Annotated in this window: 21 protein-coding genes; 8 read left to right on the top strand and 13 right to left on the bottom strand. The window is 63.9% G+C overall.

Annotated elements, in window-relative coordinates; translation table 11 throughout:
• The first annotated feature begins 87 nt into the window (after positions 1–87).
• From rnc to pdxJ, 4 genes are all read left to right on the top strand, one after another.
• On the top strand, positions 88–777 hold the full coding sequence (rnc, locus tag OCX61_RS21935) for a ribonuclease III (RefSeq protein ID WP_027917873.1): 690 nt from the start codon (positions 88–90) through the stop codon (positions 775–777).
• Positions 770–1,672: a GTPase Era gene (era, locus tag OCX61_RS21930; protein WP_016498176.1), complete on the top strand. Its 903-nt coding sequence runs from the start codon at positions 770–772 to the stop codon at positions 1,670–1,672. The genes rnc and era overlap by 8 nt, the downstream gene beginning before the upstream one ends.
• A gap of 154 nt (positions 1,673–1,826) precedes the next feature.
• The gene (gene recO, locus OCX61_RS21925) at positions 1,827–2,510 is read left to right on the top strand and encodes a DNA repair protein RecO (RefSeq protein WP_261941355.1); all 684 of its coding nucleotides are present in this window, start codon (positions 1,827–1,829) and stop codon (positions 2,508–2,510) included.
• Between the two features lie 61 nt (positions 2,511–2,571).
• Positions 2,572–3,294 carry a pyridoxine 5'-phosphate synthase gene (gene pdxJ, locus OCX61_RS21920; protein WP_152954894.1) on the top strand — a complete coding sequence of 241 codons (723 nt, stop codon included), beginning with the start codon at positions 2,572–2,574 and terminating at the stop codon, positions 3,292–3,294.
• Positions 3,295–3,516: 222 nt separating this feature from the next.
• On the opposite strand, the gene OCX61_RS21915 is transcribed toward pdxJ, so the two are convergent.
• Entirely contained in the window at positions 3,517–4,899 is a 1,383-nt protein-coding gene (locus tag OCX61_RS21915; protein ID WP_261941354.1) for a heavy metal sensor histidine kinase, read from the bottom strand.
• The gene (locus OCX61_RS21910; RefSeq protein WP_261941353.1) at positions 4,896–5,570 is read right to left on the bottom strand and encodes a heavy metal response regulator transcription factor; all 675 of its coding nucleotides are present in this window, start codon (positions 5,568–5,570) and stop codon (positions 4,896–4,898) included. The genes OCX61_RS21915 and OCX61_RS21910 overlap by 4 nt, the downstream gene beginning before the upstream one ends.
• 269 nt (positions 5,571–5,839) lie before the next feature.
• Between OCX61_RS21910 and OCX61_RS21905 the strand changes: the two genes are divergently transcribed.
• On the top strand, positions 5,840–6,043 hold the full coding sequence (locus tag OCX61_RS21905) for a hypothetical protein (RefSeq protein ID WP_261941352.1): 204 nt from the start codon (positions 5,840–5,842) through the stop codon (positions 6,041–6,043).
• 70 nt (positions 6,044–6,113) lie between these two features.
• On the opposite strand, the gene cmoB is transcribed toward OCX61_RS21905, so the two are convergent.
• The 7 genes from cmoB to OCX61_RS21870 form a co-directional block, all read right to left on the bottom strand.
• Complete coding sequence (gene cmoB / locus OCX61_RS21900) at positions 6,114–7,070, bottom strand: tRNA 5-methoxyuridine(34)/uridine 5-oxyacetic acid(34) synthase CmoB (protein ID WP_261941351.1); 957 nt, start codon at positions 7,068–7,070, stop codon at positions 6,114–6,116.
• Positions 7,067–7,810: a carboxy-S-adenosyl-L-methionine synthase CmoA gene (gene cmoA / locus OCX61_RS21895; protein ID WP_261941350.1), complete on the bottom strand. Its 744-nt coding sequence runs from the start codon at positions 7,808–7,810 to the stop codon at positions 7,067–7,069. The genes cmoB and cmoA overlap by 4 nt, the downstream gene beginning before the upstream one ends.
• Before the next feature lie 89 nt (positions 7,811–7,899).
• Positions 7,900–8,292 carry a protease inhibitor I42 family protein gene (locus tag OCX61_RS21890; protein WP_110636148.1) on the bottom strand — a complete coding sequence of 131 codons (393 nt, stop codon included), beginning with the start codon at positions 8,290–8,292 and terminating at the stop codon, positions 7,900–7,902.
• Between the two features lie 170 nt (positions 8,293–8,462).
• The gene (gene lon, locus OCX61_RS21885; protein ID WP_261941349.1) at positions 8,463–10,883 is read right to left on the bottom strand and encodes an endopeptidase La; all 2,421 of its coding nucleotides are present in this window, start codon (positions 10,881–10,883) and stop codon (positions 8,463–8,465) included.
• A gap of 231 nt (positions 10,884–11,114) precedes the next feature.
• On the bottom strand, positions 11,115–13,526 hold the full coding sequence (locus tag OCX61_RS21880; protein WP_261941348.1) for a glucose/quinate/shikimate family membrane-bound PQQ-dependent dehydrogenase: 2,412 nt from the start codon (positions 13,524–13,526) through the stop codon (positions 11,115–11,117).
• 42 nt (positions 13,527–13,568) lie between these two features.
• A complete protein-coding gene (locus OCX61_RS21875; protein WP_261941347.1) occupies positions 13,569–14,915 on the bottom strand; it encodes a carbohydrate porin in 1,347 nt (448 codons plus the stop codon).
• Positions 14,916–15,213: 298 nt separating this feature from the next.
• Positions 15,214–17,259: a TonB-dependent receptor gene (locus tag OCX61_RS21870; RefSeq protein ID WP_261941346.1), complete on the bottom strand. Its 2,046-nt coding sequence runs from the start codon at positions 17,257–17,259 to the stop codon at positions 15,214–15,216.
• A gap of 165 nt (positions 17,260–17,424) precedes the next feature.
• Between OCX61_RS21870 and OCX61_RS21865 the strand changes: the two genes are divergently transcribed.
• The gene (locus OCX61_RS21865) at positions 17,425–17,646 is read left to right on the top strand and encodes a VF530 family protein (RefSeq protein WP_023378991.1); all 222 of its coding nucleotides are present in this window, start codon (positions 17,425–17,427) and stop codon (positions 17,644–17,646) included.
• A 1-nt stretch (position 17,647) separates the two neighbouring features.
• Entirely contained in the window at positions 17,648–18,283 is a 636-nt protein-coding gene (locus tag OCX61_RS21860) for a Pr6Pr family membrane protein (protein WP_261941345.1), read from the top strand.
• A gap of 74 nt (positions 18,284–18,357) precedes the next feature.
• On the opposite strand, the gene OCX61_RS21855 is transcribed toward OCX61_RS21860, so the two are convergent.
• From OCX61_RS21855 to OCX61_RS21845, 3 genes are all read right to left on the bottom strand, one after another.
• Positions 18,358–19,116, bottom strand: coding sequence for a siderophore-interacting protein (locus OCX61_RS21855; RefSeq protein WP_261941344.1), 759 nt, complete (start codon positions 19,114–19,116; stop codon positions 18,358–18,360).
• Positions 19,109–19,654, bottom strand: a complete 546-nt coding sequence (locus OCX61_RS21850) for a PadR family transcriptional regulator (protein WP_261941343.1) — start codon at positions 19,652–19,654, stop codon at positions 19,109–19,111. The genes OCX61_RS21855 and OCX61_RS21850 overlap by 8 nt, the downstream gene beginning before the upstream one ends.
• Before the next feature lie 86 nt (positions 19,655–19,740).
• Entirely contained in the window at positions 19,741–22,878 is a 3,138-nt protein-coding gene (locus tag OCX61_RS21845) for a transglycosylase domain-containing protein (RefSeq protein ID WP_261941342.1), read from the bottom strand.
• 391 nt (positions 22,879–23,269) lie between these two features.
• Between OCX61_RS21845 and OCX61_RS21840 the strand changes: the two genes are divergently transcribed.
• The gene (locus OCX61_RS21840; protein ID WP_261941341.1) at positions 23,270–24,688 is read left to right on the top strand and encodes an amino acid permease; all 1,419 of its coding nucleotides are present in this window, start codon (positions 23,270–23,272) and stop codon (positions 24,686–24,688) included.
• 40 nt (positions 24,689–24,728) lie between these two features.
• Here the strand turns inward: OCX61_RS21840 and OCX61_RS21835 are convergent, their stop codons facing one another.
• Complete coding sequence (locus tag OCX61_RS21835; protein ID WP_261941340.1) at positions 24,729–26,348, bottom strand: FMN-binding glutamate synthase family protein; 1,620 nt, start codon at positions 26,346–26,348, stop codon at positions 24,729–24,731.
• Positions 26,349–26,401 lie beyond the last annotated feature (53 nt).

Here is a 26,401-nt window from a genome sequence, read left to right as displayed (position 1 = left end):
TTCGCCGCTCGCCGCGACGGACCACAGCCAAACAGTCTTTCAGGATGTTGATTTGAACAACGCGTTGAACAACCAACGGGTGGCTGCATGAGTGCTTCCCTTGCCCGTCTCGAGCGCAAGCTCGGCTATACCTTCAAGAACCAGGAGCAGATGCTGCTGGCCCTGACTCACCGCAGCTATGCCGGGCGCAACAACGAGCGCCTGGAGTTCCTCGGTGACGCCATTCTCAACTTCGTTGCCGGCGAGGCGCTGTTCGAGCGCTTCCCGCAGGCCCGTGAAGGCCAGCTGTCGCGTCTGCGCGCCCGCCTGGTCAAGGGCGAGACCCTGGCCCGGCTGGCCCGTGGTTTCGACCTGGGCGATTACCTGCGCCTGGGTTCGGGCGAACTCAAGAGCGGTGGCTTCCGCCGCGAGTCGATCCTGGCCGACGCCCTGGAAGCGCTGATCGGCGCCATCTACCTGGACGCGGACATGCAGACCGCGCGCGAGCGTGTGCTCGCCTGGCTGACCGACGAGTTCGAAGGCCTGACCCTGGTCGACACCAACAAGGATCCGAAAACCCGCCTGCAGGAATTCCTGCAATCGCGCAGCTGCGAGCTGCCGCGTTACGAGGTGGTCGACATCCAGGGCGAACCGCACTGCCGCACCTTCTTCGTCGAATGCGAAGTGGTGCTGCTGAACAACAAGAGCCGTGGCCAGGGCGTTAGCCGGCGTATCGCCGAGCAGGTCGCCGCCGCTGCTGCATTGATCGCCCTGGGCGTGGAGAATGGCAATGACTGATAACAACCCGACCCGCTGCGGTTACGTGGCCATCGTCGGCCGCCCGAACGTGGGCAAGTCGACCCTGCTCAACCACATCCTCGGCCAGAAGCTGGCGATCACCTCGCGCAAGCCGCAGACCACCCGCCACAACATGCTCGGCATCAAGACCGAGGGTGACGTGCAGGCGATCTACGTCGACACCCCGGGCATGCACAAGGCCAATGACAAGGCCTTGAACCGTTACATGAACCGTAACGCATCGGCGGCCCTGAAGGACGTCGACGTGGTGATCTTCGTGGTCGACCGCACCAAGTGGACCGACGAGGACCAGCTGGTGCTGGAGCGCGTGCAGTACGTGACCGGTCCGCTGATCATCGCCGTCAACAAGACCGACCGCATGGAAGAGAAGGCCGAGTTGATTCCGCACCTGCAGTGGTTGCAGGAACAACTGCCGAACGCTGAAGTGATGCCGATTTCCGCGCAGCAGGGCCACAACCTGGAAGCGCTGGAAGCCCAGATCGCCAAGCACCTGCCGGAAAACGACCACTTCTTCCCGGAAGACCAGATCACCGACCGCAGCAGCCGCTTCCTCGCTGCTGAACTGGTGCGCGAGAAGATCATGCGCCAGTTGGGTGCGGAGTTGCCGTACCAGATCACCGTGGAAATCGAAGAGTTCAAGCAGCAGGGCCATGTGCTGCACATTCATGCCCTGATCCTGGTCGAGCGTGATGGCCAGAAGAAAATCATCATTGGTGACAAGGGCGAGCGCATAAAGCGCATTGGCTCTGAAGCGCGCAAGGACATGGAAGTGCTGTTCGACTCCAAGGTCATGCTCAACCTCTGGGTCAAGGTCAAAGGCGGCTGGTCCGACGACGAGCGCGCCCTGCGTTCGCTGGGCTACGGCGACCTTTAACTCACCCTGAGCAATCGACGTACCCTGTGGGAGCGGGCTTGCCGGGGCGCCGAACCGCCGCGAATGCGATGGTGAATTCACCGCCGCTTTCGCGGCGGTTCGGCGCTCCGACAAGCCCGCTCCCACAGTTACATCTGACCTTCAGAGATAGCGCATGGACCAACCCACGCCGCAGCCGGCCTACGTCCTGCACAGCCGCGCCTACAAGGAAACCAGTGCACTGGTGGACTTGTTCACGCCCCAGGGCCGCCTGCGCGCGGTGCTGCGCCGTGCGCGGGGTAAGGGCGGCAGCCTGGTGCGGCCGTTCGTACCGCTGGAAGTGGAACTGTTCGGCAAAGGGGAGCTGAAGAACGTCAGGCGCCTGGACACCGTTGGTATTGCCGCGTGGCTGCATGGCGACGCGCTGTTCAGCGGCCTCTACCTCAACGAACTGCTGATGCGCCTGCTGCCCGCCGAGGCGCCGCAACCAGAGCTGTTCGAGCATTACGCCCTGACCCTGCAGGCATTGGCCGAGGGAAGGCCACTGGAGCCACTGCTGCGTTCGTTCGAGTGGCGGCTGCTGGAAGACCTGGGCTACACCTTTTCGCTGAGCAACGACATCAACGACGACCCGGTCGAAGGCGACGGCCTGTACCGCTTGCGGGTCGATGCCGGCCTCGAGCGCGTGCACCTGGCCCAGCCTGGCCTGTTCAAGGGCACCGAGCTGCTGGCGCTGGCCCAGGCCGACTGGGACGCACCGGGTGCATTGCTGGCGGCCAAGCGCCTGATGCGCCAGGCACTGGCGGTGCACCTGGGGCCAAAGCCGCTGGTCAGCCGGGAACTGTTTCGCAAGCGCTGAGCACGTCGTATGCTGTGCGGCTCAAACTTCAGGAGAGCCTTTCGTGACTCACAGCAACCGCATGCTTCTCGGCGTCAACATCGACCACGTGGCGACCCTGCGCCAGGCCCGCGGCACCCGTTACCCGGACCCGGTCAAGGCGGCGCTGGATGCCGAGGAAGCGGGCGCCGATGGCATCACCGTGCACCTGCGTGAAGACCGTCGGCACATCCAGGAGCGCGACGTGGTGCTGCTCAAGGACGTGCTGCAGACGCGCATGAACTTCGAAATGGGCGTCACTGAAGAGATGATGGCCTTTGCCGAGAAAATCCGCCCGGCGCATATCTGCCTGGTTCCCGAAACCCGTCAGGAGCTGACCACCGAGGGTGGCCTGGACGTGGCCGGCCAGGAGGCGCGGATCAAGGCAGCGGTCGAGCGCCTGTCGCGTACGGGGGCAGAAGTGTCGCTGTTCATCGATGCCGACGAGCGGCAGATCGAGGCTTCGCGCCGAGTGGGCGCGCCGGCCATCGAGCTGCACACCGGGCGCTATGCCGATGCCGAAACACCGACCGAAGTGGCCGAGGAACTGCAGCGCATCGTCGATGGCGTAGCGTTTGGCGTGGGCCAGGGGCTGATCGTCAATGCCGGCCATGGCCTGCATTACCACAACGTCGAGGCGGTGGCGGCGATCAAGGGGATCAATGAGCTGAACATCGGCCATGCGTTGGTGGCGCATGCCTTGTTCGTTGGCTTCAAGGCTGCCGTGGCCGAGATGAAGGCCCTGATCGTCGCGGCTTCGCGCTGATTCATCAGTCGCCTGCACTGGCCCATTCGCGGGCAAGCCCGCTCCCACAGGGACAGCACTGATCCAAGGTACTGTGCAGTACCTGCGGGAGCCACAGGGACAGGGCTGATCCAAGGTGCTGTGCAGTACCTTCGCAAGCCACAGGGACAGTACTTATCCAAGGTACTGTGCAGTACCTGTGGGAGCGGGTTTACCCGCGAAGAGGCCAGTGCAGGCTGCGCTTTACTCTGCTTGAAACACCAGTGTGAAGCGAGTCGGGCCTGATGGGCTGCTGCTCACCTCGACTCGCCCACCATGCAGTTGCATGATCGACTTCACGATCGCCAACCCCAGGCCCGTGCCGCCCTCCAGCCGCGAACGCCCAGACCCCACGCGGTAGAACCGCTCGAACAATTGCGGCCAATGTGCTTCGGCAATCCCCGGCCCCTGGTTCTCCACCCACATCAGCACTTCACTGCCTTGGCGCTCGATGCCCAGCTTCACAGCCTGTCCGTCCGGGCCATGCCGTATGGCATTGCTCAACAGGTTCGACAGCGCCCGCTGGAACATCAAGCGGTCCGCCAGTGCGGTCCCCCAGCCCTGCAGCCGCAGCTCGATGTCCTTGAGCTCGGCACTGAAGGCAAACAGCTCGCTGACCTGCGCCGCTTCATCTGCCAATGCCAGCGGCTTGAGCGCTACCTGCGCCTGTGGCTGGCTGACCTGGGCGAGGAACAGCATGTCGTTGATGATGCGGTTGAGCCGGGTCAGCTCTTCGATGCTGTCTTCCAGCACTTCCCGGTAGTGCTTGCCATCACGCTCGCGGGCCAGGGTGACCTGGGCCTTGCCCATCAGGTTGCTCAGCGGGGTACGCAGTTCGTGGGCCAGGTCGTCGGAGAACTGCGACAGCTGGCGCACACCCTGGTCCAGGCGGTCGAGCATCACGTTGATACTGCGTGCCAGCTCCGTCAGCTCCAGGGGCAACCCGCTCACGGGCAGGCGGTGTTGCAGGTCCTGGGCAGAGACTTGCCCGGCGATGCGGCGAAAGTGGCGCAGAGGCTTCAGGCCGCGTTGCACGAGCCACCAGGCGCCAGCGCCAATCAACAGCAACAGCAGTGGCAGGGCCAGCAGGGTCGAATGCAGATAGGCCTGAAGCAAGGCATGGTCGTCGGCGCGGTTGAGCGACATCATCACCCGCACCGGGGTGTCGTCGCGCAGGCGCATCTGCCGGGTGACAGTGAGGATCTGGTTGCCGCTGCTATCGCGCCATTGGTGATAGTTCAGGTGTGAATCGGTATGCAATTCGCCAACCCGGGACTCAAGGGCAGGGCCGAGGCTGAGCAGGTGCGAGTGGCGGCCCTCAAGGGCCAGTACGCTGAGGCTGAGGTTGTCGTGGCCCATCACCAGGTCGAGCAACGGATGGGCGCGGCTACCCAGGTCTTCGCTGCGCAGGTCGACCCGCAGGTTGTGCTCCACCTGCAACATCTTGCGCGCCAGGTCCTTGCGGGCGCGGCTGTCCAGTTCGTGGTCGAGGGCGAACACGGCCAGGCAGGCGAGCAGCAACACCAGAGCGGCACCCATCAGGGTCACGCTCAGGCCCAGGCGCAGTGACAGGCTGGCGTGCTTCACACACGGGCCTCAAGGACATAGCCGACGCCGCGCAGGGTGTGGATCAGCTTGTCGTCGAACGGGTCGTCGATCTTCGCCCGCAGGCGGCGGATCGAAACTTCGACCACATTGGTGTCGCAGTCGAAATTCATGTCCCACACCAGCGAGATGATCTGCGTGCGCGACAGCACCTCGCCGCTCTGGCGCATCAGCAGGTGCAGCAGGGCGAACTCCTTGGCGGTCAGGTCGATGCGCTTGCCGGCGCGGTAGGCGCGGTGGCGGCCGGGGTCCAGCTCCAGGTCGGCAACGCGCAGGGTGCTCGGTTGCAGTTGCTGGTCGTTACGGCGCAGCAGGCTGCGAATGCGCGCCAGCAACTCGGGGAATTCGAACGGTTTGAGCAGGTAGTCGTCAGCGCCCAGGTCCAGGCCTTTGACCCGGTCTGACAGACGACCATGGGCTGTCAGCATCATGATCCGCGTGGCCGATTCGGCGCGCAGGCGCTGCAGCACAGTCCAGCCGTCCAGTTCGGGCAGGTTGACGTCGAGAATGACCAGGTCGTAGGGCTGCTGGCGCGCCAGGTGCAGGCCGTCGACGCCGGTGTGGGCGCAATCGACCACGTAGCCGTTTTCGCGCAGGCCTTGCTGCAGGTAGTCGGCGGTACGCAGTTCGTCCTCGATGATCAGTAGGCGCATGGGCAGGCTCGGTGTGCTGGAAAAGGCGGGATTCTCAAGCCTGTAGGGGCTTCAGGGTCAAGCCGCAGGATGTTACGGCATGCGAACGGCCCTTCGGCGCAGATAACGGATTTGTAATGCTGGTGTCATCTGGCTGCCTGTTCCGGCGCTATCGCCGGAGCAGGCCATGTGAAGCCACATTGCAAGACTGTAATGCTCGCCTCACCTTGGCGTTAGCTGCCCCTGGTTACGCTTGCCCTGTCTGATCGGTTATCAACGAGGCAAGCACGATGAACCTGACCAAATACCTGCTGCTGGCGACCCTCGCCCTGGGCAGCGCCAGTGTCTACGCCGAAGGGGGCGCAGAACGTTCCCAGCAGTTCTGGCAAGCGTTCCGCCAGGATCAGCAGCGCCTGCACGGCGATAAGCAACAGGCCATCGCCGAGCGCGAGCGCAAGGCACAGGAGAAGGCCCGCGAGGTGGCCAAAGACTGAGGCAACAGCAGCTGTGCCAGCACTGCTCCCTGGCGCAGGTGTGATTCAGGCGTCCCCATGGACGCCTTTTTTATTTGCGCGCCAGCAGGGTGGCACGGCGCGGAGCGGGCAGGCCTTCGATGGTCTTGCTGTGGTCGTTCGGGTCAAGGAAATCGCCCAGCGACTGGTAGCGCATCCATTCGGTGCTGCGCTGTTCCTCGACGCTGGTGACGCTCACGTCGACGCAGCGCACATCAGTGAAGCCGGCGCGGCGCAACCAGCGCTCCAGCGCCGGTACCGACGGCAAGTACCAGACGTTGCGCATCTGCGCGTAACGGTCTTCGGGTACCAGCACCTGGTTTTCGTCGCCCTCGATCACCAGGGTTTCTAGCACCAGCTCGCCGCCTTTGACCAGGCAGTCCTTGAGCGCCAGCAGGTGCTCGATGGGTGAGCGGCGGTGGTAGAACACACCCATGGAGAAAACGGTGTCGAAGCCTTCGAGGTTGGCCGGCAGCTCCTCCAGGGCGAACGGCAGGTGCCAGGCGGGCAGTTCCGGCAGGTACTGTTGCACGGCCTGGAACTGGCAGAAGAACAGCCAGTTGGGGTCGACGCCGATGACCATGTCGGCGCCGGCGCCGAGCATGCGCCACTGGTAGTAGCCATTGCCGCAGCCGACATCGAGCACGCGCTTGCCCTTGAGGTCCAGGTGCGGGCCGACCCGTGACCACTTCCAGTCCGAGCGCCATTCGGTGTCGACATGCACGCCAAACAGGTCGAACGGCCCCTTGCGCCAGGGCGACAGGCCCATCAATGCCTGGCGCATCTGCGCGCGGGTGGCGTCATCACACTCGCAATCCAGGCGCAGGCCGTCGACCAGGTCTATTTCGCTGGGCCGCAGGGCTGGCAACGCGTCGAGCGCACCGCGCCAGCGGTCGAGGTCGCCGTGGCCTTTTTCCAGCTTGGCTTGCAGTTGTGCTTGCAGGCCCTGGGACCAGGAAGCCAGGGGCGTGCCCGCCAGGCGGCGGACGAGGGGGGACAGATCGATCATGGCAGGGCTATCAGCGAGGCAAAATTGAGGCATTGGAACCACGGCACCACCTTGGTGAAGCCGGCCGCGTGCAGGCGCTCCTTATGGGCTTCCAGGGTGTCGGGCTTCATCACGTTTTCGATGGCGCTGCGCTTCTGGGCAATTTCCAGTTCGCTGTAGCCATTGGCCCGCTTGAAGTCCAGGTGCAGTTCGTTAAGCAGAGTCTGCTCCTCGTCATCGGCGAAGCGCAGTTTCTCCGAGAGGATCAGCGCGCCGCCGGGCAGCAATGCCTGGCGGATCTGGCCGAGCAGCGCCAGGCGTTGTTCAGGTGCGATGAACTGCAGGGTGAAGTTCATTGCCACCACCGAGGCCGGCTCGAAGGGCAGAGTGAGGATGTCGGCCTCCAGCACTTCGACGGGCAGCAGCTCCTGGAACATTGAATCCTGGGCGGTGAGGTACTGGCGGCAACGTTCGACCATGGCGGCCGAATTGTCCACCGCGATCACCCGGCAGCCGTCGCTGCGCACATGGCGGCGCAGCGACTGGGTGACGGCACCCAGGGAAGCGCCCAGGTCATACAGCGCGGTGTGCGGTTGGGCGAAGCGCGCGGCCAGCACGCCGAGGTTTTCGACGATGGTCGGGTAACCGGGCACCGAGCGCTTGATCATGTCCGGGAACACGCGCACCACGTCTTCGTTGAACACGAAGTCGGGGACTTGCTCCAGAGGTTGGGCGAAAAGGCGGTCGGGTTGTTTGCTCACGGTGAATCCAGGCGGCTGGCGATATGCAGGGCCGGCATTCTAGCCAAACCGCAGTCAGGATGCATGGTTGGCTGACCAGCGCTGACTGTTCAGTTGACCCGGATGGCGCAATCGAAGGTCTGTACCGGGCGCACTTCCGGGGCCCAGGGCTGCTGGTAGACCAGCACCAGGTGGCCTTCACCGGCGGTGCGGGCCTGGTAGCGCCAGGTCGAGATCCCCGAACTGCCGACGATGCCGGCGTCTTCGGGGGCACTGTAGACCTCGGGGCCCAGGCTTTGCAGCACGTTGGATGCAGGGTTCTGTACCAGCCAGCGGTAGCCGGTGGTGGGGTTGCTGGGCAGGGTCAGGGTAAGGCTCTGGCCGACCTGCAGGCGCTTGGGGCATTCGCTTTCGGCGTCCAGTTCGACGGTTTGCTTTGGCTGCTGGGCGCAGGCGGCGAGCAGGGCGAGGCTCAGGGGAACGAGCAGACGAGGGGCGGTCATGGTGGCTCCGAAGGCTGGCGATGGCCTGAGGATAACCGATGATCAAGGGATTTTGTGTTGCCAGTGCCGGCCTCTTCGCGGCTAAAGCCACTCCCACAGGTACAACACAGCGCTTGAAAACTGTGATTACCCTGTGGGAGCGGGTTCACCCGCGAAGAGGACGGTACAGGTCAGAACAGGACTTTGGCCACGTCTGCGAAGCGCCTGGCGAAATGCACGGTCAGGCCTTCGCGCAGGTAGTCCGGCAGCTCTTCGAAGTCCCCGCGGTTCGGCTCCGGCAGGATCAGCTTGAAGATCTTCTGCCGCCGCGCCGCGATCACCTTTTCGCGCACGCCGCCAATCGGCAGCACCTGGCCAGTGAGGGTCAGCTCGCCGGTCATGGCCACGCCTTTCTTCGGCGCCTGGTCGCGGGCCAGCGACAGCAGCGCGCTGGCCATGGTGATGCCGGCACTCGGGCCATCCTTCGGTGTGGCGCCTTCAGGCACGTGCAGGTGAATGAACGCTTCGTTGAAGAAGCCCGGGTCACCACCAAACTGCTTGAGGTTGGAACTGACGTAGCTGTAGGCGATTTCAGCGGATTCCTTCATCACGTCACCCAGCTTGCCGGTGAGCTTGAAGCCGCGGTTCAGCGTGTGGATGCGGGTGGCCTCGATCGGCAGGGTCGCGCCGCCCATGCTGGTCCAGGCAAGGCCGGTGATCACGCCTTTGCCAGCCAGCACCTGTTCGCTGCGGAACACCGGCATGCCCAACGCGGCCTCCAGGTCCTTGTTGCCGATCTTGAGCTTGGCATCCGGGTTCTCCAGCAGCTTGACCACGGCCTTGCGCACCAGCTTGCCCAACTGTTTCTCCAGCTGGCGCACGCCGGCTTCTCGCGCATAGCCCTCGATCACCGTTCGCAGGGCGCTGTCGCTGATGCTCAGGCTGGTCTTGGCCACGCCGGCCTTTTCCAGCTGTTTGGGCCACAGGTGGCGCTTGGCGATGGCCAGCTTCTCTTCGGTAATGTAGCCGGACAGGCGGATCACCTCCATGCGGTCGAGTAGCGGGCCAGGGATCGAGTCAAGGGTGTTGGCAGTGCACACGAACAGCACCTTGGACAGGTCCAGGCGCAGGTCCAGGTAGTGGTCGAGGAAATCGACGTTCTGCTCCGGGTCGAGGGTTTCCAGCAGCGCCGAGGCCGGGTCGCCCTGGTAGCTCTGGCCCATCTTGTCGATCTCGTCGAGCATGATCACCGGGTTCATCACTTCGACATCCTTCAGCGCCTGCACCAGCTTGCCCGGCTGGGCGCCGATGTAGGTGCGGCGATGGCCCTTGATCTCGGCCTCGTCGCGCATGCCGCCGACGCTGAAGCGGTAGAACGGCCGGCCGAGGGATTCGGCGATGGACTTGCCGATGCTGGTCTTGCCCACCCCGGGCGGGCCCACCAGCAGCACGATCGAGCCACTGATCTCACCTTTCCAGGCCCCGACGGCGAGGAATTCGAGGATACGTTCCTTGATGTCGTCCAGGCCTGCGTGGTGCTGGTCGAGCACCTTGCGTGCATGTTTCAGGTCGAGCTTGTCCTTGCCGTACAGGCCCCAGGGCAGCGCGGTGGCCCATTCCAGGTAATTGCGGGTTACGGCGTATTCGGGCGAGCCGGTCTCGAGGATGGCCAGCTTGCCCATTTCTTCGTCGATGCGCTTCTTCGCCTGTTCGGGCAGGGTCTTGCCGGTCAGGCGTTGCTCGAACTGTTCGAGGTCGGCACTGCGGTCGTCCTTGGTCAGGCCCAGCTCCTGCTGGATGACCTTGAGCTGCTCCTTGAGGAAGAACTCGCGCTGGTGCTCGCCGATCTGCCGGTTGACCTCGGCGGAAATCTCGTTTTGCAGGCGCGCAACCTCGACCTCCTTGCGCAGCATCGGCAGGACCTTCTCCATGCGCTTGAGCATGGGCACGCAGTCGAGCACTTCCTGCAGCTCGTTGCCGGTGGCAGAGGTGAGCGCGGCGGCAAAGTCGGTGAGCGGTGACGGGTCGTTGGGGCTGAAGCGGTTGAGGTAGTTCTTCAGTTCTTCGCTGTACAGCGGGTTGAGCGGCAGCAGTTCCTTGATCGCGTTGATCAGCGCCATGCCGTAGGCCTTGACCTCGTCGGTCGGCTCGGCCGGCTGGCGCGGGTATTCGACCTCGACCAGGTACGGCGGGCGATGGTGCTTGAGCCAGGTACGGATGCGTACCCGGGTCAGACCCTGGGCGACGAACTGCAATTTGCCGTTTTCGCGGCTGGCGTGGTGCACCTTGACCAAGGTGCCGTACTCCGGCAGGGCCGAGGTGTCGAAATGGCGGTGGTCTTCCGGCGGGGTGTCCATGAAGAACAGTGCCAGCGAGTGGTGCTCGGTCTTGGCGACCAGGTCGAGGGTTTCGGCCCAGGGCTCTTCGTTGACGATCACCGGCAGCACTTGCGCGGGGAAGAACGGGCGGTTGTGGATCGGGATCACATAGACCTTGTCCGGCAGCTGTTGGCCGGGCAGGGCAAGGGCGTGGCCGGTATCGGCCTGGGTGGCGGGCTGTTCGACTGCGCTGTGTTCGTCGGGTTGTTCCGGGAAATCCTGCTGGTCGCTCATGGGGCACCTGCGTAAATGACTATGGTGCTTAGATGGGGCGCGCAGGGATGGGTTTCAATGGGAGACGAAGGGTACAAGGGGAGGGTTTCATCATTGCACGGCTTGCGCCGGCCTCGTCGCGGGACAAGCCCGTTCCCACAGGTATGGCGAAGTCCTTTAGAACGGTGCGATACCTGTGGGAGCGGGCTTGCTCCGCGAATGCGGCGGTGATGCCACCGCCGCAACAGAGCCTTACTCGGCCAATTTGTAAGCGATGATGTAATCGCCCATCCTGGTGCCCAGCGAGCCATGGCCGCCAGCGACGATCAGCACATATTGCTTGCCGTCCTTGCCGGTATAGGTCATCGGCGTGGCTTGGCCACCCGCAGGCAGGCGGGCCTTCCACAGTTCCTTGCCGTTGTTCACGTCATAGGCACGCAGATACTGGTCGAGGGTGCCGCTGAGGAAGCCAACACCACCTGCGGTAACGATCGAGCCGCCCATGCTCGGGACACCCACCGGCATGCCGATCGGCACCGGGGTGCTGTCACGGGTCGTGCCGTTCTTGCGCTTCCACACCACCTTGTTGGTGAACAGGTCGATGGCCGCCACATAACCCCAGGCCGGCGCCTGGCACGGGATGCCGATCGGCGACATGAACGGGTGCATGGTCACCGCGTAGGGAGCGCCGGTGTTCGGCTGCACGCCACTGGTCTCGCTTTCGCGCTTGCTGCCGGCGGCCACCTGCTCGCGCGGCACCATCTTCGACACGAAGGCCATGTAGTTGGGCGAAGTGAACAGCAGCTGACGCACCGGGTCGACCGACACGCCGCCCCAGTTGAACACGCCGACGTTGCCTGGGTAGATCAGGCTGCCCTGTTCGGACGGCGGGGTGTACTGGCCTTCATAGCGCAGCTCGCGGAACTGGATGCGGCACAGCATCTGGTCGAACGGCGTGGCGCCCCACATGGCCTGTTCGGTCAGCTCTGGGCCGAGCAGGTTGAGGTCGGAGCGGGCCTGGGTCGGTGCGGTGTGGTCACCCTTGACCGCGCCCTGCGGGACCGGGATCTCGCGGATCGGCACGATCGGTGTGCCGTCGCGGCGGTCGAGCACGTACAGGCTGCCCTGCTTGGTCGGCACGATGATCGCCGGCTTGATGTCGTCCTTGGTCTTCAGGTGCACCAGGGTCGGCTGGCTGCCGACGTCCATGTCCCACAGGTCGTGGTGGGTGAACTGGTAGTTCCAGCGGGCCTTGCCGGTGGCAAGGTCCAGGGCGACCACACCGGCGCTGTACTTCTCGGCGCCCGGGGTGCGGTCAGCGCCCCACTGGTCAGGGGTCTGGTTGCCCAGCGGCAGGTAGACCATGCCCAGGTCTTCGTCGACGCTGGCCAGCGACCACATGTTGGCCGAGTTGCGGCTGTACATCTTGCCCGGGGCCAGCGGCTTGGTGTCGTCCGGGTTGTTGCTGTCCCAGTTCCACACCAGGCGGCCGTCGTGCACGTCGTAGGCGCGGATCACGCCGGACGGTTCGTTGGTCGACTCGTTGTCGGTGACATGGCCGCCGATGATCACCAGGCTGCGGGTGATCGCCACTGGCGAGGTGGAGTAGTAGCCGCCAGCGGTGAACGGGCCGATGCCCGTGGTCAGGTCGATCGCGCCCTGGTTGGCGAAGCCTTCGCAGACCTTGCCGTTATCAGCGTTGATGGCGATCAGGCGGGCGTCGGCAGTCGGCAGGTAGAGGCGGCGTGGGCAGGCCTGGGCCACGGCCTGGCCGGCATCGGACACCTTCGGTGCCGGGCTGCCGTCACGGCTGACGTAGCTGTTCTCGTCGTAGTACGAGACGCCGCGGCAGGTCATGTGGGCGAAGCCCTTGAAGGTGCCGACCGGGGTCTTGATCTGCGGGTCGTAGCGCCAGATCTCGGCGCCGGTGTCCGGGTCCAGGGCCAGCACCTTGCTGTGGGCGGTGCAGGCATAGAGCATGCCGTTGGCCTTCAGCGGGGTGTTTTCGTTGGTCAGCTCGACCGGGTCGTCGTCGGTCGGCAGGTCGCCGGTGCGGATGCGCCAGGCTTCTTCCAGGCGGTAGGCGTTCTGCGGGGTGATCTGGCGCAGCGGCGAATAGCGGTCGCCGTGCTCGGTGCGGCCATACGCCTGCCAGTCGCCATCGGGCATGGCCGGTGCGGCGCTGCCCATTTCGCTGTTGTCGCGGCCGAGTTCGCCGAACACTTCGCCCGGGTGGGTGAACTGGCTGCCCAGGGCACAGGCACCCGACGCCAGCACGGCGATGCTCAGCAGCGCGGTATTGGCCTTGGCTGCAGGGCCGGTCAGCGGGCGACGGGCCCACGGCAACAGCAGCACCACTCCGATGGCGAACCAGATGGCCAGGCGTGGTACCAGTTGCCACCAGTCCAGGCCCACTTCGAGCATGGCCCACACGGTGCTGCCCAGCAGCACCAGGCCATACAGGCCCAGGGCGATGCGGCGCTTGGCCAGCAGCAGGGCGCCCGACAGGGCAAAGCCGATACCGGCAATCAGGTAGTACAGCGATCCGCCCAGCTGGCTCAGCTTGATGCCGCCGGCCAGCAGGGCCAGGCCCATCAGCAACAGCAGCACGCCCATCAGGCGCGGTAGCCAGCGGGTTCCTTGGTTGGCACCGTCAGTGCTCATCGTAGGTTCTCCGTTATGTGAAGGTGGTCAGGGTGAAGGTGGTCAGAACGTGCTTTGAATCTTCAGGCCGCCGATCAGCGCGCTGTCGACCTGCGACACCCCGCCCGGATGGCGGATGTACTGCAGGTTCGGGCGCACCGTGAGCCAGTCGGCCAGGTGAATGCCGTAATAGAGTTCGGCGCTGTACTCGGTGTCTTGCACCGGCAGGTAGCCTGGGTTGTCGTAGTCGTCGAGGCCAGCCGCCTGATTGGCCAGGCGGGCGTTCTTGCGGTAGGCCGGGTTGGCGTGCACGCGGGCGACGGCGAAGCCGATGTCGTCCTTGGCGCGGGCGTCGAAGGGGCCTTTGTAAACCAGTCCAGCTTGAACATAGTTGTCGATGACATTGGTCTTCTTGTCGTGCACCGTGGCGTTGGCGAACAGGCTCAGGCCGCGCGACTGGTCGGATGCCAGCGAGGTGACCTGCTGCTGGGCCCCGAGCCACAAGCCGTGCTTGCTCGAACTGCTGCGGTAGGCGGCGCCACTGAGGGCGGCCGGCTGGCCGTTGCTGTCCTTGAGAACATCCTGTGCCTTGGCATTACTGTAGTAGTAGCCGGCGCGATATTCCCCTTTCAGGCCTTGGAAACGTGGGCTCCATACCAGTTCAATCGGCATCACCGCGCCCTGGGTGCCACTGCCGCTGAGCTTGAAGCCGTTGCCCGATTCGAGGTTGGACGGGTTCTGCTCATAGATGCCAACCTGGGCGTACAGCTCCGGGTTGAGGTTGTAGCGCACGCGCATGGCCCATTGGCTGACCGGCCAGTTGTACCAGATGCCGCCGACCCAGTTGCCCACCTGCGAGCCGCAGAAGGCCAGGTTCTGGAAGTCGCAGGGGAAGCTGTTGAAGTCCTCGCCTTCGCCGAAGCGGCCGACCTTCACGTCCAGGGCGCCGTCGAAGTATTTCTGCTTGATCCACATTTGCGTCAGCCGCCAGGTTTCGCCTCTGCCCCAGACTTCCTGGGCCGAAGTGAAGCCGCCGACTCGTGGGTCGTTGATGCGGTCGTTGCTGATGTTGTCGCCGTGGCGTTCGGTGATGGTCAGCTGGAACTCGGTGTCGTTCCAGCCGAGGATCTTCTCCAGATCCAGGTGGCTGGCGAAGGTGAACTGGTCGCTGTAGCGCGCGGTGTGGTCGTGGTCGTAGCCGCCGTGCAGGTTGCTGCCCATCTCGCCGGTGTAGCCGAGGGTGAAGTCGTAGCCCTTTTGCAGCAGCTCGGTGCGGGTGCCGCCCCAGTCACCGAACATCCACGGGGAGTCCTTGGCAAACGCTTCGCTAGCGTTGGCCGTAACGGGTAAGCCTGCGGCAATGGCAGCGAAGGCCAAGCCGGTGTAGCGGGTTTTGGGCAGTTGAAGCATGAGATAGCGCTATCTTTTGATTATTGAGAAAAACGGCAGGTGCACCGAGGAGCGGGCTCTTCGATGGGAGTGGCAATTGGGAATGCTGGGTGAAGCGATTCAGCTTGCGGCGGGGAGGATATAGGGGAAGTTGTAAGAAAAAAAGACAAATTGTCGCAGTTGATTGTTGCTGATCTGGCAACAAACCACGTTGCCAAGGCGTAGGGCACACCCTGTGGGAGCGGGTCTCCCGCGAATGCGGCATTCGCTCTGGCATCGCATTCGCGGGTAAACCCGCTCCCACAAGGACCGCGTCAGGTCAGAAGGTGGTACGCACCCCGACTTCCACGCTACGCCCCGGTGCCGGTGCGATATCGCGCAGGATCGAACTGGCATAGCGTACGGTCTGGTCGGTCAGGTTCTCGCCGCGCACGAAGGCCAGCCACTGGCTCTGGCCGATGTCGAAGCGGTAACCGACGCTGGCCCCGAGCGTGGTGTAGCCATCGGTGCTGGTCTCGTTCTCAGGCTTGCGATGCTGTGACGCGGCGTGTTGCACATCGACCCGCGCCTGCCAACGGTCCAGCTCCCAGACCAGGCCACTGTTCAGGCGCAGCGGGGCAATGCGCGGCAACGGCTCGCCGCTGTCGAGGTTCTTTGCCCGGGTGTAGTCGCCGGACAGCTCCAGCGCAAAGCTGCCATAGCGGTTCTCGGCCAGTTGCCAGCGGTCCTGCGCCTCGATGCCGTAGAAGCGGGCCCGCACGCCCTGGTACTGGTATTCGGGGAAGCCGCCATCGTCATGATCGTGGTCGTGATCATCCTCGTCATGGTCATGGTCATGGCCTTCGCGCAGGTTGCCCGTGCCGATCAGGCCGATGTAGTTGCGAAAGTGGCTGTAGAACACCCCGACGCTGCCTTTGTGGGTGCCATTGTCGAAGCGCAGGGCCAGGTCGGCGGAAATGGCCTTTTCCTTGTTCAGGCTGGCATCACCCACTTCGAATGCGCCGGTGGCGACGTGGGCGCCGTTGGCGTAGAGCTCGTAGAAAGTCGGTGCGCGCTCGGTGTAGCCGAGGTTGGCCGCCAACGACCAGATCGGGTCGAGCTGGTACACCGCGCCCGAGGACAGGCTGAAGGCGTTGAAGCTGCTGGCGCTGTCGGCGTCGACGAAGTTTTCGTTGCCCTTGGCATCGGGGTCGACACGGGTGTGCTCCAGACGTGCACCGAGGCTCAGGTTCAGGCGTTCGGTGGCTTGCCACTGCTCAAGCATGAACAGCGCCAGGCTGTCGGTGTCGGTGTGCGGGACGAAGGCTTCCTCGCCCAGTGCCGAGAACTCGTTGCGGCTGACCTGCGCGCCAATCACGCCTTCGAGCGGTCCGAGCGGTTGATGACGGGCTTCGATGCGGGCTTCGTAGCCCTTGTTCTTGAAGGTGGTGTGAACCTCGCCTTGTTCGATCTCGCTGTGCTCGTAGTCGGTGTAGCCGGCATCGACCTTGACTGAGCTGAACGGGCCGTCCAGGTCGCGCAGTTCCGAGGCAAAGGCGTAATGGTCCTGCTTCATGTCCAGGCGCACACCAGACTCGGCCACCGAGCCGTAGTTGCTGTCATAGCGGCTGTAGGACAGACCGGCATAGCCATGCTCCCAGTTGTAGGAACCGCCGATTGCGCCACCGTCCTGGCGGCCGTCGCTGTTTTCCAGGCGGTGGCGGCTGCCTGGGTTGTCGGCGTCACGCACCTTGGCGCTCTGCGCGTAGCCGGGAATGCGCAGGTCGTTGAACTGGCGGCTGTTGGCGTCCAGGTGGAGGGCGAAGGTGCCGTCACCGGCCTCCAGCTTGCCGGCACTGCTGCGGGTGGTGTCGGCGCCGCCGTAGCGCAATTCGCCGGCACCATGGATGCCCTCGATCGGCGAATCGGGGATGCGGTTGTCGAAGGTGTTGATCACGCCGCCGATGGCATTGCCGCCGTAGAGCAGGGCGGCCGGGCCGCGGACGATTTCCACGCGCTCGACCGTGACCGGGTCCAGCGGTACCGCGTGGTCATAGGACAGCGATGAGGCATCCAGGGCCCCCACGCCATTGCGCAGGATGCGGATACGGTCGCCATCCAGGCCGCGAATCACCGGGCGGCTGGCACCTGGGCCGAACCAGGTGGAGGCCACGCCGGGTTGCTTGTTCAGGGTTTCACCGAGGCTGCCGTGTTGCTGTTGCAGCAGGTCGTCACCTTCCAGCACGGTGCTGGGTGCGGCCAGTTGCCGGTTGCCGAGCGGGTTGGCGGTGATGACCTGGGGTTCCAGTTCCACGGCTTGGCTGGGTGAAGAAGCGAGCCACAGGGCAACAGCGAGGGGGGAGAGGCGGAGCGGGATGTGCAGCATGGGGATGAGGCGTTCCTTGGCAGATGCTTTTGTGTTGTTACAATATAACATCACTATTTCAGCACAGAGGATTTGCCCTTGGCCAGCGCTTATTCCTCAGGCAATACGGATCCCACCCGCCACTACACTCGTGTAAGGTGCGCATCTTTCCCATGGAGCACTGGCATGAGCACGGCCCAACACAACGCGCTGCACGGCAAGACCCTCGAACAGATCCTCACCGAACTGGTGGCGCACTACCAATGGCAGGGCCTGGCCGAACGTGTTGATGTGCGGTGCTTCAAGAGCAATCCGAGCATCAAGTCGAGCCTGACCTTCCTGCGCAAGACGCCCTGGGCGCGGGAGAAGGTCGAGCAGTTGTACGTGAAATTGCAGCGCCAGGCCTGACATGCCACGGCGCCCCTGGCTGACGTCGATGGCGTTGCTTGGCTGGTTCGGCCTGGCGGTGCAGGTCTACCTGGTGCTGCTGGCGCGCTGGCAGGAGCAGGCCAGCCTGATCGGCGGGCTGATCAATGTGTTCGGTTACTTCACGGTGCTGACCAATACCTTGGTGGCGACGGTACTCAGTTACGCGGCCTTTGGCCGGGCGTCAGCAGCCAGGCGCTTCTTTCTGTCGCCCTCGGTGAGCTCTGCAGTGGCGGCCAGCATCGTGCTGGTGGCGCTGGCCTACAGTGTGCTGCTGCGCCACCTGTGGCAGCCCGAAGGCTGGCAGTGGCTGGCGGATGAGCTGCTGCACGATGTGATGCCGCTGCTATTCACCTTGTACTGGTGGTTCGAGGTGCCCAAGGGCAGCCTGCGCCTTTGGCACCTGGCGATTTGGGCGCTATACCCGGTGGTGTATTTCGCCTATGCGTTGTGGCGGGGGAGCGAGATCGGGGCGTATGCCTATCCGTTCATCGATGTGGCGAGTCTGGGCTATGGGCAGGTGATGCTCAATGCCCTCGGCGTCTTGGCGGGGTTCTGGGGCGTTGGGCTGATGTTGCTGGGGCTGGATCGGTGGCGTGGGTTGCACGGAAAAGGTTGACCTGCACCGGCCGCTTCGCGGGTAAATCGGCGCCCCGATTTACCCGCGAAGAGGCCAGTACAGGGCAGAACGGATCACTCGTCGTCCGCGGTCCCGTCGGCACGCCAGTAAGCGGCGGCCTTGAGGGCATCTTCGGCCACGCCTTTCTCCAGCAACAATGCCTTGGCCTGCCGGGTCAGCGACTTCTCCAGCGCCACCCAGCTGTACAGTTTGCCTTCGGGCAGATTCAGCCCCTTCAGCAGTGCCATCAGGTCCTCGTTGCGCTTGACCCAGATGACTTCCACCTGCGCCGCACTTGGCAGCGGCTGGCGCTCCTGGTCATCTTCGATCTGGATCACCGCCAGCACGCGACGCCCGGCTGGCAGTTCTTCCAGGCGCCGGCCAATCGCCGGGATCGCCGTCTCGTCACCCACCAGCAAATAGCTGTCAAAAATATCCGGTACCACCATCGATGCCCGTGGCCCGGCAATGTTCAGGGTCTGCCCTGGCGCTGCCTGGGCCGCCCAGGTCGAAGCAGGGCCGTCGCCGTGCAGCACGAAGTCGATGTCCAGTTCATTGGCCACCAGGTCGATACGCCGCGGTGTGTACTCGCGCATGGTCGGCCGGGTACCACCGTCACGGCCCAGGTTGCGCGCGTCGATGGCCTGCTGCTGCTCGGCGGTTTCAGCGAACAGCAACTTGATGTGGTCGTCACTGCCCAGGCTGGTGAAGCCTTGCAACTCGTCGCCACCGAGGGTGATGCGGCGCATGCGCGGGGTGAGGTCGTTCACCCGCAGCACCTGCAGGCGACGTTGGCGGATCTCGTGGTTGACGCGGTGAATGGTGTCACTCATGGGGATTCTCCCTGACTGGATCGGCAGGCCCGGAGGCGATGGCTTTGGCAGTGTCGTTGAGCAGGTTGCGCACCCGTTCGATTTCTTCCGGGGTCCAGCGGCCACTGTGCATGTGCAGGGCATGGCGCAGGTTGCCGACTGCTTCGTGGATTTCCGGCGGGCGATCGTGGCCACGCAGGGCGCGCTTGCTGACGTCGATGCGCATGCGCACGCCGTCAAGGGCGACGGCCTGATCGGCCAGCGCGTTCCGGCCGGCAGCGGTGATGGCGTACAGGCGTTTGCTGCCCTGCACCTGGCCGCTGATCAACTCGGCTTCTTCGAGGAAATTGAGGGTGGGGTAGATCACGCCGGGGCTCGGTGTGTAGCTGCCATCGAACAGGTTCTCGATCTGGCGGATCAAGTCGTAGCCGTGGCCGGGTTGTTCGGCCAGCATCGACAGCATCAGCAGCTTCAGGTCGCCCGGGGCAAACACCCGCGGGCCACGCTCGCCACGGGCGGGGCGGCGGTCAAAAGGGTCATGTGCGGAGTGGTCACGCATTTAGCGGCTCCCTGTGTTTCGATATATCGCAAGATATTACTCAAGATATATCTAAACACAAGCCTCTAAATGCCGATGATTATCATCTACGTTTTAGATGAGTCGTTGCCATGCATGGCCACCTGTGGTGGCTTGCACTCGTTCGGGTTGCCTGGCTGCAAATACGGCATGAGGATCGGCGCCATGCCCTTGAGCACCTGCACCGGCAGCGCCGAGGTGAACTTGAAGGCTTCCGCCGAGCGCCCAGGGACAAAGGCCGTCAGGGTGCCGAAGTGGTTTTCACCCAGGAAGAACACGAAGGTGGCGGTACGGTTGAGCGAGCGCGAGCCGATCAGCCGGCCGCCAGCACCGAAGCTTTCGATACGGTTGTCGCCGGTACCGGTCTTGCCACCCATCACCAGCGGCGTGCCGTCGTTGAGCTTGAAGCTGCCGGAGATGCGCCGTGCGGTACCGGCATCGACCACCTGCGACATGGCGCCTTTCAGCGCCCGTGCCACTTCAACCGGCAGAATCCGTACGCCACGGTCCGGGTCGCTGACCAGCTTGGTCTCGTAGGGGGTATTGGCGGCGAAGTGCAGGGTGTCGATACGCAGCGTCGGCAGGCGCACGCCGTCGTTCTGGATGATGCCGACCAGTTCCGACAGTGCGGCCGGGCGGTCGCCGGAGCTGCCGATGGCGGTGGCCAGCGAGGGCACCAGGTGGTCGAACGGGTAGCCCACGCGTTTCCAGCGTTGATGGATATCGAGAAACGCCTCAATCTCGACCATGGTGCGGATGCGGCTGTCACGTGCGCCCTGGTGCCGGCTCTTGAACAGCCAGCTGTAGACTTCCTGGCGTTCGAAGTGGCTGGCATTGACCATTTCGGTAAGCGTGGAGCTCGGGTTCTTCAACAGGTAGCCCAACAGCCACAGGTCCAACGGGTGAACCTTGGCGATGTAGCCCTGGTCGGGCAGGTCGTACTTACCGGGGCCGTAGGCTTCGTACATCTCCGCCAGCTTGCCGTCGGTGAGTTTGCCCAGGGCGATCTTGTCGTCCTTGCTGTGGGCGCGGACAAAGGCATTGAAGGTTTCCTGGCCTGCTTCCGGGAACAGGTAGCGGTGCACCGCTGCCAGGCGCTGCGGGGTGGCGCGCATGCTGTCGAGGAAAGTATCCAGGCGCTGCTGGGAGGTCTTGCGCTGGTACTTCTTCCAGAAGCGCATCAGGTAGCTGGTGCCTTCCTTGTCGGCGAAGCGCGCCAGGTATTCCTGGCGGCGCGGATCGGAGTCGTCCTTGAGCAGGGGCACGCGGTTGAACGGCTGCTGGTAGGTGACGTAGCGCACCAGGTCGCGCATCAGGCGAATGAACGGCAGGTTGATCGACTCGCGCAGGGCATCCTTGAGGGTCGGGTTGCGGTTGTTGTCTTCCTTGCGGAAGTTGTTGAACACGTGCATGCCGCCGCCGGTGAAGAAGGCCTCGCCGGTGTTGGCCGAGTACTTGCGCTCCAGCGCCGCATCGAGCATGGCGTCCAGGCTCTGGTTCTTGCTGTTCTGCGCCAGCCACTCCAGCGACCACTGAGTGATGCGGTCGAGTTCGGCGACTTCGACTTTCTTCAACTCGGCGGCAGGTTTGCCGGCGTACTTGTCGTGCAGTTCGGCGATGATTTCCAGATAGGTCGTGAGCACCCGCAGCTTGGCGGTCGAGCCCAGCTCCAGCTTGCTGCCCTCGTTGATGTCGAAGGGCTGGTTGGTACTGTCGGTCTGTACCCGTACCCGTGAGCCATCGGCGGTGCGCTCGAACAAGGTGAAGCTGTAGCTCACCTGGTCGGTGGTCTTGGCAGTGAGCAGGCGCTCGCCGATCAGGCCGATCTGCGCCGCGAATTCGGGGTCGGCAAGGTTTTTCAGGTACTGGCTGACCTGCAGCTGCAGGTCGGCTTGCAGGGTGCTGGTGGCCGACACATCGAGGCGGTCGAGGTCGTACAACGGGCGGTTGAGCATGGCCGCCAGGCGGTTGCGGGCCAGGCTGATGCCTTTGTTGGTGATGATCGGCACGATGGTCGGCTGGGCGACCCAGTCGCGGTAGATCGCCTTGCTGGCCAGCGCCGCATCGGCCAGCGGTTGCTCGATGATCTTGTTGGCCGCCAGCACGCGGATGTGCGAGTCGGTGAGCTCGGCCAGTTCAACGCGGCCTTTGGCCAGGTAATGCGAAGGGCGGCGCTGGGCGATCATCAGCGACAGCACCTGGCGCAGGGCCAGGCCGCGCGCAGCCATGCTTTGCGGGTCTGTGGCGGTGGAAACCAGCGCCTGGTTGACCTGGTCGAAATCGGCGCCGTACCACACCCGCAGGCCCTCGGCCATGCCATGCACCTCGCCATGCCCGGGCACTGCCGACAGCGGCACGCTGTTGAGGTAGTCGCGCACGATCCGGTGCCGCGCTTCACTGGTGTCGGGGCCGCCCTGGTAGGCGCGCACGCTGGCCGAGATCATCTGGCGGATTTTCTCTGCACCGTTTACGGTCAGGCCATCCGGTGAATGGCGGTACTTCTCCAGCTGGGTGGCAAGGGTACTGCCACCCGCCGACTGGCCGGGCAGGGCCAGGTACTTGGCCACCTGGCTGTAGGCGGCCTTGGCAAAGCGCGGCCAGTCGACGGCCGGGTTGTTCTTCACGTCCTTGGTATCGAGCAAGTCGCGGTTTTCGATGAACAGCAGGCTGTTGACCATCACCGGTGGGATGGAATCGAAGTCGGGATACAGGTGCTGCGGGTAGTTGTACTGGTACAGCGTTTCACCGCGGCAGTCGGTGATCGACAGGCCGGCCTGGATCTTCTCGATATAGGGGGCGAACAGGCCGTGACCGACATAGCGCATCAGGGCCGGGGAGAACTGCACTTGTTCGCTGATCAGGTAATCGCGTTTCAGCAGACGCGGCAGGAACTCGCCCAGCCCGCTGTAACCCAGGCGTTTGTCGAATGGCCCTTCGCCCGGGTAGATGATCGCATCGCTCGGCCCTGCCTTCAGCGAATAGGTGAGGGTGGTGGCCAGCTTGCTGAATTCGCGCGACTGCAGGTTGGAGGTGCGGAACTCGTCGTATGCGGCGAAACCGAGAGCAATCAGTGCCACCAGCAGGATCAGGAAAATCAGCCGCCACCAGAGCTTGCGCTGACGTGGGGACTGCGGTTGTGGCGTCTTGGCCGGAGGTGCTTCAGCTGCTTCCGTTCTGGTTGGTTCCGATTGCCACAGTGCGCCCATAGTCTTCTATCCGGCCAGGTATTTTCGTCTTGCTTGTCTGAAGCTTAGACGGTGACTGGAACAGGTGAAAAATTTGTAGGAGGCCGAGAAAAGTGGGGTAGGGCTATGCGGCTTTGGTGTGGGTTTTTTCCTGTAACGATGTTGTTAGGGTAGCAATGGCGTCGGGGTTGGCACTGCACTCCCCGGAAAATCTCGCTGATTTTCCCTGTTTATACAGCGAAAACTCCTGTAACGGACTTCCTATACTGCTCGGCCCTTCGCCCTGCCGGCCGCTCTAGCCCGGCATACGGGCCGGCCCACGAGGCCAGTCCGGCAAGCCAACGCCACGCCTATCGGTATGGCCGGTGCTGCACGAAGGTCAAATCCAATAACAAAATGAGGTTGTATTGCTATGCCAGTTGGCAACCATCCTGCCCCTGCCGAGCCCATCGAGGGCGGCCCGCTCAAGCGTGAGCTGGGTGAACGGCACATCCGTCTGATGGCGCTGGGCGCCTGTATCGGCGTTGGTCTCTTCCTCGGTTCGGCCAAAGCCATCGAAATGGCCGGCCCCGCGATCATGCTGTCCTACATCATTGGTGGCCTGGCGATCCTGGTGATCATGCGTGCCCTCGGCGAGATGGCCGTGCACAACCCGGTCGCCGGCTCGTTCAGCCGCTATGCCCAGGACTATCTTGGCCCGCTGGCGGGCTTCCTCACCGGCTGGAACTACTGGTTCCTGTGGCTGGTCACCTGCGTCGCGGAAATTACCGCCGTGGCCATCTACATGGGTATCTGGTTCCCCGATGTACCGCGCTGGATCTGGGCCCTGGCGGCACTGGGCAGCATGGGCGCGGTCAACCTGATCGCGGTGAAGGCGTTCGGCGAGTTCGAATTCTGGTTCGCCCTGATCAAGATCGTCACCATCATCGCCATGGTCCTCGGGGGCATCGGCGTAATTGCCTTCGGTTTCGGTAATGACGGCGTCGCCGTGGGCATCTCCAACCTGTGGAGCAATGGCGGCTTCATGCCCAATGGCGTGACGGGCGTGCTGATGTCGCTGCAGATGGTGATGTTCGCCTACCTGGGCGTGGAAATGATCGGCCTCACCGCCGGCGAAGCACGCAACCCGCAGAAAACCATCCCCCAGGCGATCGGTTCGGTGTTCTGGCGCATCCTGCTGTTCTACGTCGGCGCACTGTTCGTGATCCTGTCGATCTACCCGTGGGACGCTATCGGCAGCCAGGGCAGCCCGTTCGTCATGACCTTCGAGCGCTTAGGGATCAAGACGGCCGCCGGTATCATCAACTTCGTGGTGATCACCGCTGCGCTGTCGTCTTGCAACGGCGGCATCTTCAGCACCGGGCGCATGCTCTACAGCCTGGCGCAGAACGGCCAGGCCCCGGCCGCCTTTGCCCGCACCTCGAAAAGCGGCGTGCCGCGCAATGCACTGCTGCTGTCGATCGGCGCGCTGCTGCTGGGCGTGCTGGCCAACTACCTGGTGCCGGAGAAAGTGTTCGTCTGGGTGACCTCGATTGCCACCTTCGGTGCCATCTGGACCTGGGTGATGATTCTGCTGGCGCAGATCAAGTTCCGCGCCGGCCTGTCGAGCGCCGAGCAGAAGGCGCTGAAATACCGCATGTGGCTGTGGCCGCTGAGCTCCTACCTGGCCTTGGCCTTCCTGGTGCTGGTGGTGGGCCTGATGGCGTACTTCGAGGATACCCGCGTGGCGTTGTACATCGGCCCGGCGTTCCTGGTGCTGTTGACGGTACTGTATTACGCCTTCCGGCTGGCGCCGAAAGACGTGCGGGGTGTGGCGAGTACTGCTTCCTGATCTGAAATCCCTGGGGCTGCGCGGCAGCCCCAGGGATCTGTCAGGCTGCCACTTCGCTGTGTGGCTCGAAACTGTCCGCCCGTGCCATTTGCCACATGCGCGAATAGAACTGCCCATTGACCTCTCCGGTGAGCAATTCGCCCGGTTTGAGGAATACGTGCATCTGCGAGAACAGCTTGATCTCGGTGGCCGACACGCGTCGTACCAAATGTTTGGCTTCCAGCTGCGCCGGGTGTTCAAGGCCCGCTGCAGCCAGCATCTCGGCCAGCGCACGCAGGGTGTTGTGGTGGAAGTTCAGCACCCGCTGGGCCTTGTCCGGCACCACCAGGGCGCGCTGGCGCAACGGGTCCTGAGTCGCGACGCCGGTCGGGCACTTGTTGGTGTGGCAGCTCTGCGACTGGATGCAGCCAATGGCGAACATGAAGCCACGCGCCGAGTTGGCCCAGTCGGCGCCGATGGCCAGTACGCTGGCGATGTCGAAGGCGCTGACGATCTTGCCGCTGGCACCGAGCTTGATCTTGTCGCGCAGGTTCAGGCCAACCAGGGTGTTGTGCACGAACAACAGGCCTTCGCGCAGCGGCACTCCGATATGGTCGGTGAACTCTACCGGCGCGGCACCGGTGCCGCCTTCCTTGCCATCGACCACGATGAAGTCTGGCAGGATGCCAGTCTCCAGCATCGCCTTGGCGATGCCCATGAATTCCCACGGGTGACCCAGGCAGAACTTGAAGCCCACCGGCTTGCCACCGGACAGCTCACGCAGCTGGGCGATGAAGTGCATCATCTCGATCGGTGTGGAGAAGGCGCTGTGGCGGGATGGCGAAATGCAGTCCTCGCCCATCAGCACACCACGGGTTTCGGCAATTTCCCTGGTGACCTTGTGCTTGGGCAGGATGCCGCCATGACCGGGCTTGGCACCCTGGCTCATCTTGATCTCGATCATCCGCACCTGTGGGGTGCGTGCCTGGGCGGCAAAGCGTTCCGGGTCGAAGCGGCCGTCGGCGGTGCGGCAGCCGAAGTAGCCGCTGCCCAGCTCCCAGACCAGGTCGCCGCCGTTTTCACGGTGGTAGGGGCTGATGCTGCCTTCACCGGTGTCGTGGTGGAAGTTGCCCAGCTTGGCACCCTTGTTGAGGGCGCGGATGGCGTTGGCGCTGAGCGAGCCGAAGCTCATGGCCGAGATGTTGAAGATCGAGGCCGAGTACGGCTGGCTGCACTGCGGGCCGCCGACCATGACACGGAAGCTCGTCGGGTCGGTCAGTGGCGCCGGGCGCATGGAGTGGCCGATGAACTCGAAGCCCGACTCGTAGACGTCGATCAGGGTGCCGAAGGGTTTGTCCGAGGCTTCGTTCTTGGCCCGGGCGTACACCAGCGAGCGCTGGGCGCGGGAGAAGGGCAGGGCGTCGCTGTCGGCTTCGAGCAGGTACTGACGGATTTCCGGGCGAATGCCCTCGACCAGGTAGCGGATGTTGCCGAGGATCGGGTAGTTGCGGCGTACCGCATGGCGTTGCTGCATGAGGTCGAACAGCCCAATCAGGCTTAGCACCCCGGTGGCCAGGGTGAATGGCCACAACCATTCATGGTGGAGAAACGGCAGGCTCGCCAGGGTGAACAGTACACAGGCGGTGAAGAAGGCATAGCGGCTGAGAAGTGACAGGCTCATACGGGATCCTTGCGATGGCGCGGTCAGGCTCAGGGCCTGGGGCAAACCCCGAC

The sequence above is a fragment of the Pseudomonas sp. LRP2-20 genome, assembly GCF_024349685.1.
Classification (GTDB): Bacteria; Pseudomonadota; Gammaproteobacteria; order Pseudomonadales; family Pseudomonadaceae; genus Aquipseudomonas.
The sequence above is the reverse complement of the archived record's forward strand: the minus strand, read 5'-3'. Positions and strand labels throughout refer to the sequence as shown.